Source organism: Exiguobacterium sp. GL_137 (assembly GCF_057834585.1).
Window position 1 is genome coordinate 442,865 of record NZ_CM174406.1, and the last position, 15,610, is coordinate 458,474.

Genomic DNA, 15,610 nt, shown 5'->3' on the forward strand with positions numbered 1-15,610 from the left:
TTCGAATTGATACAGTTACAATGGGAACAACGTAAATCATACATGCATCTCCTTTGTATATACTCGCGAATATGGCGTGAGAGTCTCTACCGGGTCACCTTAAACGACCTGACTATGAAGGAGCAGACCCTTCGTATACACTTTTTTGTGAAGCGGCCTGCTCTTTTTCCATTTATCTATGGGGGAAGAGTGGGCTTTTTTTCATCGGGGTACGCATGAAATTGGAAAGGCGGGAATAGATTTGGAAGCACATTTGGACCAAGAAATGATCCTCGTCCTCGACTTTGGAGGTCAGTACAATCAATTGATCACACGCCGCATTCGTGATCTCGGAGTTTACAGTGAACTGCATTCGCATAAGATCACTGCAGCGGAAGTAAAAGACATCGCACCAGCCGGTATCATCTTCTCCGGTGGACCACGGAGTGTCTACGCAGAAGACGCGTACCGCTGTGATCCAGAAATCTTTGACCTCGGCATTCCGATTTTCGGAATTTGTTACGGTATGCAATTGATGTCGCAACACTTTGGTGGAACGGTTGAACGCGCCGGACACCGCGAGTACGGAAAAGCGACGTTGACACTCAACGATCCATCGCCGATGTATGCGAACCTCCCGCTCGAACAGACGGTTTGGATGAGCCACAGTGACCTCGTCACATCGGTACCAAACGGTTTCGTCGTCGATGGAACAAATGTCTCGTGCCCAATTGCTTCAATCAAAAACGAAGAGCTGAAGATGTACGGCGTCCAGTATCATCCGGAAGTCAACCATACGATGTTCGGTAAAGAACTCTTGAAAAACTTCCTCTTCGAAGTCTGTCAGTGTACGGGCGACTGGTCGATGGAAAACTTCATCGAAATCGAAATCGCAAAAATTAAAGAAGAAGTCGGCGATAAAAAGGTCCTTTGCGCCCTTTCAGGCGGCGTTGATTCATCCGTCGTCGCGGCACTCATTCACGCAGCAATCGGTGACCAGTTGACATGTATGTTCGTCGACCACGGTCTCTTGCGAAAAGGGGAAGCCGAAAGTGTCATGAAGACATTTGCGGATCACTTCCACATGAACGTCATCAAGATTGACGCGCAGGACCGCTTCCTCAACAAGTTAAAAGGGATCTCGGATCCGGAGCAAAAACGAAAAATCATCGGGAACGAATTCGTTTATGTATTCGACGAAGAAGCGTCGAAGCTGACGGATATGGACTTCCTGGCTCAAGGAACGCTTTATACGGATATCATCGAAAGCGGAACAGATACGGCCCAAACGATTAAATCACACCACAACGTCGGTGGATTGCCAGAAGACATGCAGTTCAAGTTGATCGAACCGATTAACACGCTGTTCAAGGACGAAGTCCGCGAACTCGGAAAAGAACTCGGTTTGTCGGACGAAATCGTCTGGCGTCAGCCGTTCCCGGGACCAGGTCTCGGGATCCGTGTCCTCGGTGAAATCACAGACGAGAAACTTGAAATCGTCCGCGAATCCGATTTCATCCTCCGTGATGAAATCAAAAAAGCCGGTCTTGAACGCGAAATCTGGCAGTACTTCACAGTCTTGCCGCCACTTCGTTCAGTCGGTGTCATGGGTGACGAGCGGACATACGACTATGCCGTCGGAATCCGTGCCGTTACATCAATCGACGGGATGACATCGGACTGGGCACGCATCCCGTGGGACGTGCTCGAGAAGATTTCTGTCCGGATCGTCAACGAAGTTCAGAACGTCAACCGCGTCCTGTACGATGTGACGTCGAAACCACCTTCAACGATTGAGTGGGAATAAGAACTAGACTTGCTGAGGGGATTTGTCTCATGAAGCCTTTCTTACCAACGCTTTAAAGGGAACAGGTGGAAAGAAGTCCGTTTCACCTTCAACAACTCTATTTTAAAACGAAGCTCTCTTTTGTTCACACGATTTGTGAATGAAAGGGGCTTTTTTCGCGACTAAAATCATGGAACTGTTAAGTGACGTCAAACTGAACCAACAAATTCTAAGGAGTAAAATAAGACACACCGAGCTGTGTATCGTACAGTTGATATAATATGAAGTCAGTAATGAAATGGAATAGGTGGCGAACCACTATGATTGATTGGACATGGCCTGAAGTTGATCGATTAGAGCATCAAGAGAATTGGAATGAAGCAAAAGAATATCTTATAAAAGCATGGCAACAAAATCCGACGGACTTAAAAACGACTGTACGACTTGGCTTTTTTTGTTGGTATGTCGTAGTCGAACAAGGGCCACTTGGGATTACAGATGCAGATATAGATACGGATGAATTAGAGTCTTTTTTGACTGAAGTGACAAATTTCGGTTTGGCTCATTTTATAACGCATGAAGATTTTCTCTGGTGTTTTGGTTATATGATTTCCATGTTTCCTTATTACTTTGGAGACTATGAACAGCAGGAAGAAAAAGGAATTTCCATGTTAAAGCATGCTTATGAATTGTATCCTGAGGAACCTATATATAAATATTCTTACTTAGGATCTTTCACGAATACTTATCGAACACGTCGAACACGTAAGAATGAATTAAAGCGGGTAAAACCTGTTTTAGAAGATCGATTTAGAGGAGAAGGCCTACTGTCTGAGTACTTTAAAAGTATATTTAGCTAACATTCCAGATGATTTTTAATCCTCAATTTTTTTGCATGAGATCTGATGTATAAAAAATGTGAAGAAGTATAGAGGGGTTAAGGCGAAATATTAGTTTTTTTGTTGATTAATGCAAAACATGGAATGCCAGAAGAAAGTCTGTTGCTAAACCAGCGCGGACTTTCTTTTAATTAAACATGTGAAAAAAATGTTTAATTAAAAAAGAAATAGGGCAAATTCAAAATGTTGGCACTTAAAATTACTTGTAAGCGTTTGATATTTGATTTTAACATTGAATTTTAAACGCTGTTTATCCCAAAGGAGGAGAAGGTCATGAGTAGAAAAGAAAATACATTTATCGACGTGTTTAATACCCAAGCGGAAGTATTAAGTAAAGTGAATGAATTAAAGGCACAGGGTTACAATGAAAGCGATATGTATGTCGTCGCACAAGATAAAGATTCGTTTTCTATGTTAAAAGACCAGACAGACGTCCATGTGGATACTACAGGTGAAGAGCAGCATCAAGGGTTCATGGGGAAATTTATGGCCGCCTTCTCTGAAGATTCTTCTGCGGGAGCATTCAGTGGTATGGGATTGGATCGTACTGAATCGGAAGAGTACCGCCGTCAAGTACAAAACGGCAAATTAGTATTGTATGTAGACAGTGAGTATGGGGATTCTTACGAAAAACACAATCAAAGTTATGGTGTTGCTTCAGATATGAATGGGGATCAAGGATACGGTACGACTTCCGGAGTGGACCGGAATCAGGATTATGATAACTCTTCAAAAACGGATCGGACATCTTCTATTGCACCAGATGCTGGAACAGAGGAAGAACGTCTTCGCTTGCATGAAGAACGTTTGAACGTTGATAAAGAAAGAGTTCAAACTGGAGAAGTAAATGTCAGCAAACGTGTTGTCGAAGATCAACAATCCATCGAAGTGCCTGTTGAACGCGAAGAAGTATATGTGGAACGTCGCCCGGTCAACGAGAGCGAAACAAGAACAGATGCTTTTGTAGATGAAAATGATTCGATTCATGTTCCACTTTCTGAAGAACGCGTTGTCGTTTCAAAACAAGATGTTGTTACTGAAGAAATTGTCGTCGGGAAACGGAAAGTTCAGGATACGGAAACCGTCTCAGAAACAGTTCGCCGTGAAGAAGCAGATATTGATGATAGTGTGAGTACTACTAATAACCTGGACCGAGACAACGATCTTGATCGGGATAACAGACTTGACCGAGATAATGATCTTGATCGAAACAACGGACTTAATCGAGATGACAGAAGATAATTTTTTAGTTAATGGTTAAGAGGGCGTAGCTTATGAGCTACGCTCTTTTTATTTATATGGAATACGATATCTTGGTACAAAGACGCTGACCATCTATATATACATACTTTATAAGTTTGTGGTTAAAAGGCTCATCGCCTCTGCTTATTTTAATGAGCTTACGATAAGAAAAGGATATTGGCGATTGTTCTTGTAGTTGGCTTGGGAAGAATCACGATTCGTTTTCAGTTATCCCCGCTCTTGTTTAAGAACGACAGACGTAATTAGGAAAACTTGGAAGAAGTGAGTTAATTGGGAAAAACGCTTCCAAAACCGAACGTTCGGATTATTTAAACGACTAAATTTCGTTTTTATGGTTGACCCGCGATTTTGAGCATGCTACGATGTGTCTGTTCTTATTTTAATTATCCACTAAAAAACAAAAAATAATGCCGTATAATTCTGGGGATATGGCCCGGAAGTCTCTACAGGAACACCTTAAAGGTTCCTACTACGGCGTGCACTGATTCTGGTGTGCGCTTAAAGAAACGGCTTTTACCGCTTAGGTAACTGCCGTTTTTTTCGTTTCTTGAGACGGCTTATTTGGAAAGAGGGCAATCATGAGCACACAGATGAAACCGCAACAACCAAAACAAAAGGAGAATGCGATTGCGCGTTACTTCGATTTTAATGGACTCGGTACGAATATGCGGACAGAGTTCATCGCCGGTATGACGACGTTCTTCGCGATGGCCTACATCTTGTTCGTCAATCCGAACACACTCGCAGAAGCGGGAATGGATGCGGGAGCGGTCTTCGGTGCAACAGCACTTGTTGCCATCATCGGTTCGGTTACGATGGGCTTACTCGCCAATTACCCAATCGCTCTGGCACCAGGTATGGGATTGAATGCGTTCTTCGCTTACAGTGTCGTCATCGGAATGGGGATCCCATGGCAAACGGCTTTATCCGGTGTTTTAGTATCCGGTCTGGTCTTCATGGTGTTAACAGCGTCTGGTATTCGGGAAACAATCATCAATGCGATTCCAGAACCGCTTAAAATGGCAGTAGCTGCCGGAATCGGTTTATTCATTGCTTTCATCGGCTTAAAAACGGGCGGTATCGTCGTCGCCAATGAAGCAACACTCGTGTCACTCGGTAACCTGGGGCAGGGGACGACATTACTTGCTGTCTTCGGTTTAGTCATCTCAGCTATCTTGATGACACGCGGAATTAAAGGGGCGATCTTCTTCGGAATGATCATCACAGCCATTGCCGGTATGATCTTTGGTTTAATTCCGGTCCCGTCAGGTCTCGGTGAAATCGTCTCAGCACCACCAAGTATCGCACCGACATTCGGTCAAGCATTCTTACACTTTGACGAAATCTTCACAGTCCAGATGGCAGTCGTCATCCTGACATTCTTCTTCGTTGATTTCTTCGATACAGCCGGAACACTTGTTGCGGTCGCAAACCAGGCAGGATTGATTAAAGAAAATAAAGTCCCGCGTGCCGGCCGCGCCTTGATTGCAGATTCGACGGCAACGGTCGCGGGTTCAATTCTCGGAACGTCGACTACGGTCTCTTACATTGAATCAAGTGCGGGTGTCGCAGCAGGCGGTCGTTCAGGAATGACGGCGATCGTTACCGGTTTATTCTTCGGACTTGCATTGTTCTTCTCGCCACTCCTCGCAGTTATCACAGCACCGGTAACAGCACCGGCATTAATCATCGTTGGTGTATTGATGGCTTCATCTCTTCTCCAGATTGACTGGAAGAAGTTCGAGTACGCGGTTCCGGCCTTCTTGACGGTCATCATGATGCCGCTTACGTATTCCATTGCAACCGGAATCGCTTTCGGATTCTTGTTCTATCCGATTACGATGATTGCAAAAGGTCGCGCGAAGGAAGTCCATCCGATCATGTACGCGATGTCACTCGGATTCCTTGCTTACTTCATCTGGTTACACTGAGTTTCCTTTTATAGTTAACGTCTTTCTTCTATATAGAAGAAAGGCGTTTTTTTTATGCAGGAGGGAAAGGGAAATAAGAGGAGGTGTTTCCATGATTGAAAAAATTACAGGTCCTGTCTTTGAATACTTGGCGGAGCATAAAGGGTTGATTGAAACGGCGCGGAAGGTGGGGCTGCCGTTAGGGGGAACATTTTTTGTCGGTGGACAACGGACGGAAGAAACCATCGAGACGGTTCGAACCTTAAATCAGGACGGACGAGCAGTCACAGTGGACTGTCTCGGTGAATTCATCGAAACGGAACAAGATGCAATCGGGATTGCTGATGAATGCATCAAAGTCATTCATCGGATTTCGGAAGAAAAGTTGAATGCGCAAGTCTCATTGAAACTGACTTCAGTCGGATTAAGGTTAAATCCGAAAATTGCAGTTGCGCAGATGAGACGGATTTTGGAAACAGCAGAAACGTTTGATTTGCGTGTCACGATTAATATGGAAGAAGAAGCCGTATGTGAAAGCATCATTCAAGTTTTTGAACAATTGCATCGTCGTTTTTCAAATGTCGGAATCGCTTTGCAAGCCAATCTATACCGAACGCGTTTTGATCTTGAACGATTGCATTCGACGGTTCGTGTCGTCAAGGGTGCCTATACGGGTCCGGAAGACATTTATATCGAGCGGAAAGAAACGGTGGATGCGACGTATTTACAACTCGTGAAACAAAATCTTTTGCAAGGCTGTTATACGCAAGTCGCGACACATGACGAAGATATGATTCAAGAAGTCATTCGATTCGTCCACCGACAGGGAATTGGATTCGATCAATTTGAATTCCAGATGCTGCAAGGGATGCGGCCGAAGCGGCAACAGGAATTAGCAGCTGAAGGATATCGTGTCGTCATTTATGTCCCTCATGGTGTCGACTGGTATACGTATCTGATGAAACGTTTGGCGGAACGACCGGCCAACATCGGCTTCACGGCAATGAGCATGTTAAGACTCTAAAGGCTTTACAAAGGGTTTTTAAATCCTTTGTAAAGTTTTTTTGAAATAATGCTTGTGTTTGTCGAATTTTGTTGGTATATTAATAAATGTTCCAGCGAGACGCCTTTTATAAACGGTTTGTTGGGGCTGAAAAATCTTTTCTAAAACGTGGTTGACATAATCGAAAGAACCTGTTAATCTATTGAAGTCGCTAACACGACGCGGAAGAAATGACGAACTTTGAAAACTGAACGATGAGGCAAAAAACGTATCTTCGGATACAAACAATAAATGAAGCGCAAGCTTCGTCAACGTGACTTCGGTCACACAATGAGCAAGTCAAACACTTTATGGAGAGTTTGATCCTGGCTCAGGACGAACGCTGGCGGCGTGCCTAATACATGCAAGTCGAGCGCAGGAAGCTCACGGAACTCTTCGGAGGGAAGTGAAGGGAATGAGCGGCGGACGGGTGAGTAACACGTAAGGAACCTGCCCCAAGGATTGGGATAACTCCGAGAAATCGGAGCTAATACCGAATAGTTCTTCAGACCGCATGGTCTGATGATGAAAGGCGCTCCGGCGTCACCTTGGGATGGCCTTGCGGTGCATTAGCTAGTTGGTGGGGTAATGGCCCACCAAGGCGACGATGCATAGCCGACCTGAGAGGGTGATCGGCCACACTGGGACTGAGACACGGCCCAGACTCCTACGGGAGGCAGCAGTAGGGAATCTTCCACAATGGACGAAAGTCTGATGGAGCAACGCCGCGTGAGTGATGAAGGTTTTCGGATCGTAAAACTCTGTTGTAAGGGAAGAACAAGTACGAGAGGTAATGCTCGTACCTTGACGGTACCTTGCGAGAAAGCCACGGCTAACTACGTGCCAGCAGCCGCGGTAATACGTAGGTGGCAAGCGTTGTCCGGAATTATTGGGCGTAAAGCGCGCGCAGGCGGCCTTTTAAGTCTGATGTGAAAGCCCCCGGCTCAACCGGGGAGGGTCATTGGAAACTGGAAGGCTTGAGTACAGAAGAGAAGAGTGGAATTCCATGTGTAGCGGTGAAATGCGTAGAGATGTGGAGGAACACCAGTGGCGAAGGCGACTCTTTGGTCTGTAACTGACGCTGAGGCGCGAAAGCGTGGGGAGCAAACAGGATTAGATACCCTGGTAGTCCACGCCGTAAACGATGAGTGCTAGGTGTTGGGGGGTTTCCGCCCCTCAGTGCTGAAGCTAACGCATTAAGCACTCCGCCTGGGGAGTACGGCCGCAAGGCTGAAACTCAAAGGAATTGACGGGGACCCGCACAAGCGGTGGAGCATGTGGTTTAATTCGAAGCAACGCGAAGAACCTTACCAACTCTTGACATCCCCTTGACCGCTTGAGAGATCAAGTTTTCCCTTCGGGGACAAGGGTGACAGGTGGTGCATGGTTGTCGTCAGCTCGTGTCGTGAGATGTTGGGTTAAGTCCCGCAACGAGCGCAACCCCTATCCTTAGTTGCCAGCATTTAGTTGGGCACTCTAGGGAGACTGCCGGTGACAAACCGGAGGAAGGTGGGGATGACGTCAAATCATCATGCCCCTTATGAGTTGGGCTACACACGTGCTACAATGGACGGTACAAAGGGCAGCGAGACCGCGAGGTGGAGCCAATCCCAGAAAGCCGTTCCCAGTTCGGATTGCAGGCTGCAACTCGCCTGCATGAAGTCGGAATCGCTAGTAATCGCAGGTCAGCATACTGCGGTGAATACGTTCCCGGGTCTTGTACACACCGCCCGTCACACCACGAGAGTTTGCAACACCCGAAGCCGGTGAGGTAACCGCAAGGAGCCAGCCGTCGAAGGTGGGGTAGATGATTGGGGTGAAGTCGTAACAAGGTAGCCGTATCGGAAGGTGCGGCTGGATCACCTCCTTTCTAAGGAAAACGTCCCTTACGGGACATGCCCATCGTTCAGTTTTGAGAGCTCGTCTCTCCGTCTCGCAAGAGACACTCGCACCTTGAAAACTGAAGACATCAACAAGACATCAAATTTTTTATAACCATGTCATTAGACGTGTGTTCTTAGAATACCAAAATGCTAGATCAAGGTATGAAGGGCGTACGGTGGATGCCTTGGCACTAGGAGCCGATGAAGGACGCGACGAACAGCGATATGCTTCGGGGAGCAGTAAGTATGCTTTGATCCGAGGATTTCCGAATGGGGGAACCCACCATCCGTAATGGGATGGGACATGTTACATGAATACATAGTGTAGCGTGAGGCAGACCCGGGGAACTGAAACATCTAAGTACCCGGAGGAAGAGAAAGCAAATGCGATTCCCTGAGTAGCGGCGAGCGAAACGGGAACAGCCCAAACCGGAGAGCATGCTCTCCGGGGTTGTAGGACACTCTATACGGAGTCAAAAAGGAAGACAGTAGGCGAACGACCTGGAAAGGTCGGCCGAAGAAGGTGACAGCCCTGTAGCTGAAACTGTTTTCCCTCCAGAGTGGATCCTGAGTACGGCGGGACACGTGAAACCCCGTCGGAATCCGGGAGGACCATCTCCCAAGGCTAAATACTCCCTAGTGACCGATAGTGAACCAGTACCGTGAGGGAAAGGTGAAAAGCACCCCGGAAGGGGAGTGAAATAGATCCTGAAACCGTATGCCTACAAGTAGTCAGAGCCCGTTAATGGGTGATGGCGTGCCTTTTGTAGAATGAACCGGCGAGTTACGATAGCGCGCGAGGTTAAGCTGATGAGGCGGAGCCGTAGCGAAAGCGAGTCTGAATAGGGCGCCATAGTGCGTTGTCGTAGACCCGAAACCAGGTGATCTACCCATGTCCAGGATGAAGGTCAGGTAACACTGACTGGAGGTCCGAACCCACGCACGTTGAAAAGTGCGGGGATGAGGTGTGGGTAGCGGTGAAATGCCAATCGAACCTGGAGATAGCTGGTTCTCCCCGAAATAGCTTTAGGGCTAGCCTCGAGGTTGAGAGTTCCGGAGGTAGAGCACTGATTGGACTAGGGGCCCCCACAGGGTTACCGAATTCAGTTAAACTCCGAATGCCGGCAACTTATACTCGGGAGTCAGACTGCGAGTGATAAGATCCGTAGTCAAGAGGGAAACAGCCCAGACCGCCAGCTAAGGTCCCAAAGTGTATGTTAAGTGGAAAAGGATGTGGCGCTGCCTAGACAGCTAGGATGTTGGCTTAGAAGCAGCCACCATTCAAAGAGTGCGTAATAGCTCACTAGTCGAGTGGCGCCGCGCCGAAAATGTAACGGGGCTAAACATACCACCGAAGCTGCGGATTCCGTAAGGAATGGTAGGGGAGCGTTCCAAACCGCTGTGAAGCTGTACCGTAAGGAGCAGTGGAGCGTTTGGAAGTGAGAATGCCGGTGTGAGTAGCGAAAAGAGGGGTGAGAATCCCCTCCGTCGAAAGCCCAAGGTTTCCTGAGGAAGGCTCGTCCGCTCAGGGTTAGTCTGGACCTAAGCCGAGGCCGAAAGGCGTAGGCGATGGATAACAGGTTGATATTCCTGTACCACCGATCCACCGTTTGAACAATGGGGGGACGCAGGAGGATAGTGACGCATGCGGATGGAAGTGCATGTGTAAGTTTCGAGACCGTCTGATTGGCAAATCCGTCAGGCACTAAAGTCGAGGAACGATGCGGAGTCCCGTAGGGACGAAGGTCACGATTTCACACTGCCAAGAAAAGCCTCTAGTGAGGTGGAAGGTGCCAGTACCGTAAACCGACACAGGTAGGCGGGATGAGAATTCTAAGACGCGCGGGATAACTCTCGTTAAGGAACTCGGCAAAATGGTCCCGTAACTTCGGGAGAAGGGACGCTCTACATTGAGTAGAGCCGCAGTGAATAGGCCCAAACGACTGTTTAGCAAAAACACAGGTCTCTGCTAAATCGCAAGATGACGTATAGGGGCTGACGCCTGCCCGGTGCTGGAAGGTTAAGGGGATGGGTTAGCGCAAGCGAAGCTTTGAACCGAAGCCCCAGTAAACGGCGGCCGTAACTATAACGGTCCTAAGGTAGCGAAATTCCTTGTCGGGTAAGTTCCGACCCGCACGAAAGGCGTAACGATTTGGGCACTGTCTCAACGAGAGACCCGGTGAAATCATAGTACCTGTGAAGATGCAGGTTACCCGCGACAGGACGGAAAGACCCCATGGAGCTTTACTACAGCCTGATATTGAGGCTTTGTGCATGATGTACAGGATAGGCGGGAGACGTCGAGACCGGAGCGCCAGCTTCGGAGGAGTCACCCTTGGGATACCGCCCTTCATGCATAGAGTCTCTAACTCGCAGCCGTCATCCGGCTGGAGGACCGTGTCAGGCGGGTAGTTTGACTGGGGCGGTCGCCTCCTAAACAGTAACGGAGGCGCCCAAAGGTTCCCTCAGAATGGTTGGAAATCATTCGTAGAGCGCAAAGGCAGAAGGGAGCTTGACTGCGAGACCTACAAGTCGAGCAGGGACGAAAGTCGGGCTTAGTGATCCGGTGGTTCCGCATGGAAGGGCCATCGCTCAACGGATAAAAGCTACCCTGGGGATAACAGGCTGATCTCCCCCAAGAGTCCACATCGACGGGGAGGTTTGGCACCTCGATGTCGGCTCATCGCATCCTGGGGCTGGAGTAGGTCCCAAGGGTTGGGCTGTTCGCCCATTAAAGCGGTACGCGAGCTGGGTTCAGAACGTCGTGAGACAGTTCGGTCCCTATCCGTCGTGGGCGCAGGAAATTTGAGGAGAGCTGTCCTTAGTACGAGAGGACCGGGATGGACGCACCGCTGGTGTACCAGTTGTTCCGCCAGGAGCATCGCTGGGTAGCTACGTGCGGACGGGATAAATGCTGAAAGCATCTAAGCATGAAGCCCCCTCCAAGATGAGATTTCCCTTTGAGTAATCAAGAAAGACCCCTCAGAGACGATGAGGTAGATAGGTCACGGGTGGAAGCATGGCGACATGCGGAGCTGAGTGATACTAATCGGTCGAGGCCTTGTTCTAGCAGATGCATTGTTGATGACTTCAGTTTTGAGGGCGCGAGCCCGTCGTCTGGTGACGATAGCCAAGTGGTCACACCCGTTCCCATGCCGAACACGGAAGTTAAGCACTTGAACGCCGAAAGTAGTTGGGGGCTTCCCCCTGTGAGGATAGGACGTTGCCAGGCAAACGGTGGTTCTGGAGCATACGCTCAAGGGCCGCCGCTTTTTTATGGACTTTTTTTGGTTTTTTCACACATATAATAAGGAAGGAATGTGATACTCATGGCAAAAAAACAAAAAATGCGCGTTGCCGTAGAAGAAAATGAAACGATCAGTGATTGTCTGGATCGGATCGATGCCATGGGTTATCGTCCGACCGTCCGACGGGAAGAACCGATTTTTGGACTGGATGCGAATGATGAACCGTATCCCATCCGTCAGCAAATCATTTTTGACTGCAAACCGAAGCTCGAAGCTGAGAATGTCTGAATCGAGGTCTCTTCTCAAACACACGACTCTTTCGTAAAAGAAAGGGTCGTATTTTTTTGTGGTTTTCTTGTCGTTCGTGTTGAATACTTTTCAAATTTCCGAATGCTGAACGAAATGAATTCAACAATTTATCCATAAAACCGAACGATGAATTTTCAGATAATTAAATTGTTCGCCTTTGGTTGACGAACGGACCGAAGTCTTGTTAAGATGAAGGCGTGATAGGAAGATTGAATATAAAACCTCGTATAATAGCAGGGATATGGCTTGCAAGTTTCTACCCGACGACCCTAAATCGTTGGACTATGGGGTATATGGATGTTCGTCGATAATTCTTTGGCGTACCTTTTTATACCCTAAGCCACCCTTTTAGACGTGGTTTGGGCTTTTTTTATGCAAAAAGAGGAGGAGACGCAGATGAGTAAGGTAGAAATCGGAGTCATCATGGGCAGCCAATCGGATTGGGTGACCATGCAGAAAACGTGTGATGTACTGGATCAATTGGACATTGGTTATGAAAAGAAAGTTGTATCGGCACACCGGACACCTGACTTAATGTTTCGATATGCCGAGTCAGCCCGGGAACGAGGGCTCAAGGTCATCATTGCCGGGGCAGGCGGAGCCGCTCATCTTCCGGGAATGGTTGCTGCGAAGACGACATTACCGGTAATCGGTGTCCCAATTCAAAGCAAAGCACTTCAAGGCATCGATTCCTTACTCTCCATTGTCCAAATGCCCGGTGGTGTTCCAGTCGCGACAGTTGCAATTGGTGACGCCGGAGCCAAAAATGCGGGTTTACTTGCTGCTCAGATTCTTGGAACGGTTGACGAACGGATTGCCCGAGCTCTTGATCATATGCGTGTCGAACTGGAAGGAGACGTCATCGCTTCCGAGGTGCATCTGACATGAAACGGGTTGGTATCTTAGGTGGAGGTCAATTAGGTCGGATGATGGCTTTATCTGCACGCCAAATGGGCTATTCGCTCATCACACTTGATCCAACTGAAAACGCACCGTGTGCGCAAGTAGCGGATCAACAGATTCAAGCACCGTTCACGGATGTCGAGGCCGCAAAGCGACTTGCTGCTGAATCAGACGTCGTGACCTATGAGTTTGAGAATATCTCACACGAAGTAGCGGAAGCAATCGGTTATAAACTGATTCACGGGACAGAGCTTTTGTTTCGGACCCAACACCGGATTCGGGAGAAAGAACTGATTGAACAGCTTGGTTACAAGGTGGCACCGTATCAGGGAGTTCAGACAAGTGAAGATCTCCTTGGAGCCAAACGGCAGTTAGGTCTCCCATTCGTCTTGAAAACAGCCCGCTTTGGTTACGACGGGAAAGGCCAGACGGTCATTCGGACAGAGCTGGATTTACAAACAGCGATGAAGACCTTTGAAGCAACCGAATATGTTGCTGAAAAATGGTTACCGTTTGATCAGGAGATTTCCGTCATCGTCACGCGAAGCGAGCGGGAAACGAAGGTCTTCCCGGTCAGTGAAAATATCCATCAAGACAACATTCTGCATCTGTCAATCGTTCCCGCCCGCATCCCAATCGACTTGGAACAAAAAGCGATTGAACTGGCGACACGTCTCGCAAACGATGTCGATTTGATTGGCACACTGGCAATCGAACTGTTCGTCGTCGGCTCCGAACTGATCGTCAACGAACTGGCGCCGCGCCCGCACAACTCGGGTCATTATTCGATTGATGCGTGCGAGACGTCACAGTTCGAGCAGCACATCCGCGCTATCTGCGGACTGCCGCTTGGCGACACCCGCTTGACGACACCGGTCGTCATGGCGAACATCCTAGGTCAGCATATCACGGCATTAGACGAGGCATTACCGATGTTATCCTCGCGGACGAAAGTCCATTTATACGGAAAACAGGACGCAAAACAGGGGCGGAAGATGGGGCATCTGAACATCTTGGCTGATTCGGTCGAAGAAGCGTTAGCCGAAGTTGAGCGCCTGCAGATATGGAAGGAGACGGTTAGATGATCGAACGCTATACACGTCCTGAAATGAAAGCGATCTGGACAGAACAGAACAAATTCGAAGCCTGGTTGAAAGTTGAGATTTTAGCATGTGAAGCCTGGAGTGAGCTTGGCGTGATTCCAAAAGAAGATGTCCAGTTGCTCTGGGAAAAAGCTTCCTTTGATGTCAACCGCATCAATGAGATTGAACAGGAGACACGACACGACGTCATCGCCTTCACACGTGCCGTATCGGAGACACTTGGCGAAGAACGCAAATGGGTTCATTACGGACTGACGTCAACGGACGTCGTTGATACGGCATTATCGTATCTGTTGAAACAAGCCAATGATATCTTGGCGGCCGATCTCGATCGTTTCATCGAGATTTTAAAAGTCAAAGCCAACGAACATAAATATACGGTCATGATGGGACGTACACACGGCGTACACGCCGAGCCGACGACGTTTGGTCTGAAGCTGGCCCTTTGGTACGAAGAAATGAAACGCAATAAAGTCCGGTTCGAGGCAGCACGGGAAACAGTCGAATACGGCAAGATGTCGGGAGCGGTCGGAACGTTTGCGAACATCGACCCGTTCATCGAAAAATATGTCTGTGAGAAGCTTGGTACGAAACCGGCACCGGTCTCGACGCAAACCCTGCAACGTGATCGTCATGCCCATTACATGTCGACGATTGCCTTAATCGCGACATCGATTGAAAAGATGGCGACGGAAATTCGTGGTCTGCAAAAAACGGAGACCCGTGAAGTCGAAGAATTCTTCGCTAAAGGTCAAAAAGGATCATCGGCGATGCCGCATAAACGGAATCCGATCGGTTCGGAGAACATGACCGGTCTTGCCCGGGTCATCCGCGGCCATATGGTGACAGCGTACGAAAACGTATCGCTGTGGCATGAACGCGATATCTCCCACTCGTCTGCGGAACGGATCATTTTGCCGGATGCGACGGGATTACTCAACTACATGCTGAACCGGTTCGGTAACATCATTAAAAATCTGACGGTCTTCCCGGAAAATATGAAACGCAACATGGACCGGACGTTTGGTGTCATCTTCTCCGGTCACGTCTTACTCGCCTTGATTGAAAAAGGTTGGTCACGTGAAGCGGCGTACGACTTCGTCCAACCGCGGGCGATGCAGGCATGGGAAGAACAAATCATGTTCCGCGATGTCTTATGGCAGGAAGCGGATATTCAAGAACTCTTTACAGAAGAAGAACTCGATGCTTGTTTTGATCCGACGTATCATACGAGCCGGGTCGATGAAATCTTTGAACGGTGTGGCTTGAACTAATCAACCTGAGA

Annotated in this window: 9 protein-coding genes, 3 rRNA genes and 3 riboswitches; all 12 genes read left to right on the forward strand. The window is 48.3% G+C overall.

Annotated elements, in window-relative coordinates:
• The first annotated feature begins 33 nt into the window (after positions 1–33).
• A riboswitch (purine riboswitch) is annotated at positions 34–135 on the forward strand.
• Positions 136–265: 130 nt separating this feature from the next.
• Positions 266–1,786, forward strand: coding sequence for a glutamine-hydrolyzing GMP synthase (gene guaA, locus AC3IRK_RS02395; protein WP_041261800.1), 1,521 nt, complete (start codon positions 266–268; stop codon positions 1,784–1,786).
• Positions 1,787–2,085: 299 nt separating this feature from the next.
• The gene (locus tag AC3IRK_RS02400) at positions 2,086–2,625 is read left to right on the forward strand and encodes a hypothetical protein (protein WP_131503429.1); all 540 of its coding nucleotides are present in this window, start codon (positions 2,086–2,088) and stop codon (positions 2,623–2,625) included.
• 312 nt (positions 2,626–2,937) lie between these two features.
• Entirely contained in the window at positions 2,938–3,906 is a 969-nt protein-coding gene (locus tag AC3IRK_RS02405) for a YsnF/AvaK domain-containing protein (protein ID WP_426354694.1), read from the forward strand.
• Positions 3,907–4,317: 411 nt separating this feature from the next.
• A riboswitch (purine riboswitch) is annotated at positions 4,318–4,419 on the forward strand.
• Positions 4,420–4,505: 86 nt separating this feature from the next.
• Positions 4,506–5,858: an NCS2 family permease gene (locus AC3IRK_RS02410; RefSeq protein ID WP_131503431.1), complete on the forward strand. Its 1,353-nt coding sequence runs from the start codon at positions 4,506–4,508 to the stop codon at positions 5,856–5,858.
• Positions 5,859–5,949: 91 nt separating this feature from the next.
• Positions 5,950–6,861 (forward strand): proline dehydrogenase family protein, encoded by a 912-nt coding sequence (locus tag AC3IRK_RS02415; RefSeq protein ID WP_489170377.1) that lies wholly within the window; start codon positions 5,950–5,952, stop codon positions 6,859–6,861.
• Positions 6,862–7,187: 326 nt separating this feature from the next.
• Positions 7,188–8,749: ribosomal RNA gene (locus AC3IRK_RS02420) — 16S ribosomal RNA — on the forward strand.
• A 166-nt stretch (positions 8,750–8,915) separates the two neighbouring features.
• A 23S ribosomal RNA gene (locus AC3IRK_RS02425) occupies positions 8,916–11,831 on the forward strand.
• Between the two features lie 47 nt (positions 11,832–11,878).
• A 5S ribosomal RNA gene (gene rrf / locus AC3IRK_RS02430) occupies positions 11,879–11,994 on the forward strand.
• Together the 16S, 23S and 5S rRNA genes form the textbook arrangement of a ribosomal RNA operon.
• 97 nt (positions 11,995–12,091) lie before the next feature.
• The gene (locus AC3IRK_RS02435) at positions 12,092–12,298 is read left to right on the forward strand and encodes an NETI motif-containing protein (RefSeq protein ID WP_012369352.1); all 207 of its coding nucleotides are present in this window, start codon (positions 12,092–12,094) and stop codon (positions 12,296–12,298) included.
• A gap of 224 nt (positions 12,299–12,522) precedes the next feature.
• Positions 12,523–12,624, forward strand: a riboswitch (purine riboswitch).
• Positions 12,625–12,715: 91 nt separating this feature from the next.
• Positions 12,716–13,207 carry a 5-(carboxyamino)imidazole ribonucleotide mutase gene (purE, locus tag AC3IRK_RS02440; RefSeq protein WP_114596963.1) on the forward strand — a complete coding sequence of 164 codons (492 nt, stop codon included), beginning with the start codon at positions 12,716–12,718 and terminating at the stop codon, positions 13,205–13,207.
• Positions 13,204–14,307 carry a 5-(carboxyamino)imidazole ribonucleotide synthase gene (gene purK, locus AC3IRK_RS02445; RefSeq protein ID WP_131504443.1) on the forward strand — a complete coding sequence of 368 codons (1,104 nt, stop codon included), beginning with the start codon at positions 13,204–13,206 and terminating at the stop codon, positions 14,305–14,307. The genes purE and purK overlap by 4 nt, the downstream gene beginning before the upstream one ends.
• Complete coding sequence (gene purB / locus AC3IRK_RS02450) at positions 14,304–15,599, forward strand: adenylosuccinate lyase (protein ID WP_012369355.1); 1,296 nt, start codon at positions 14,304–14,306, stop codon at positions 15,597–15,599. Before purK ends, purB begins: the two co-directional genes overlap by 4 nt.
• The last annotated feature ends 11 nt before the right edge of the window (positions 15,600–15,610 follow it).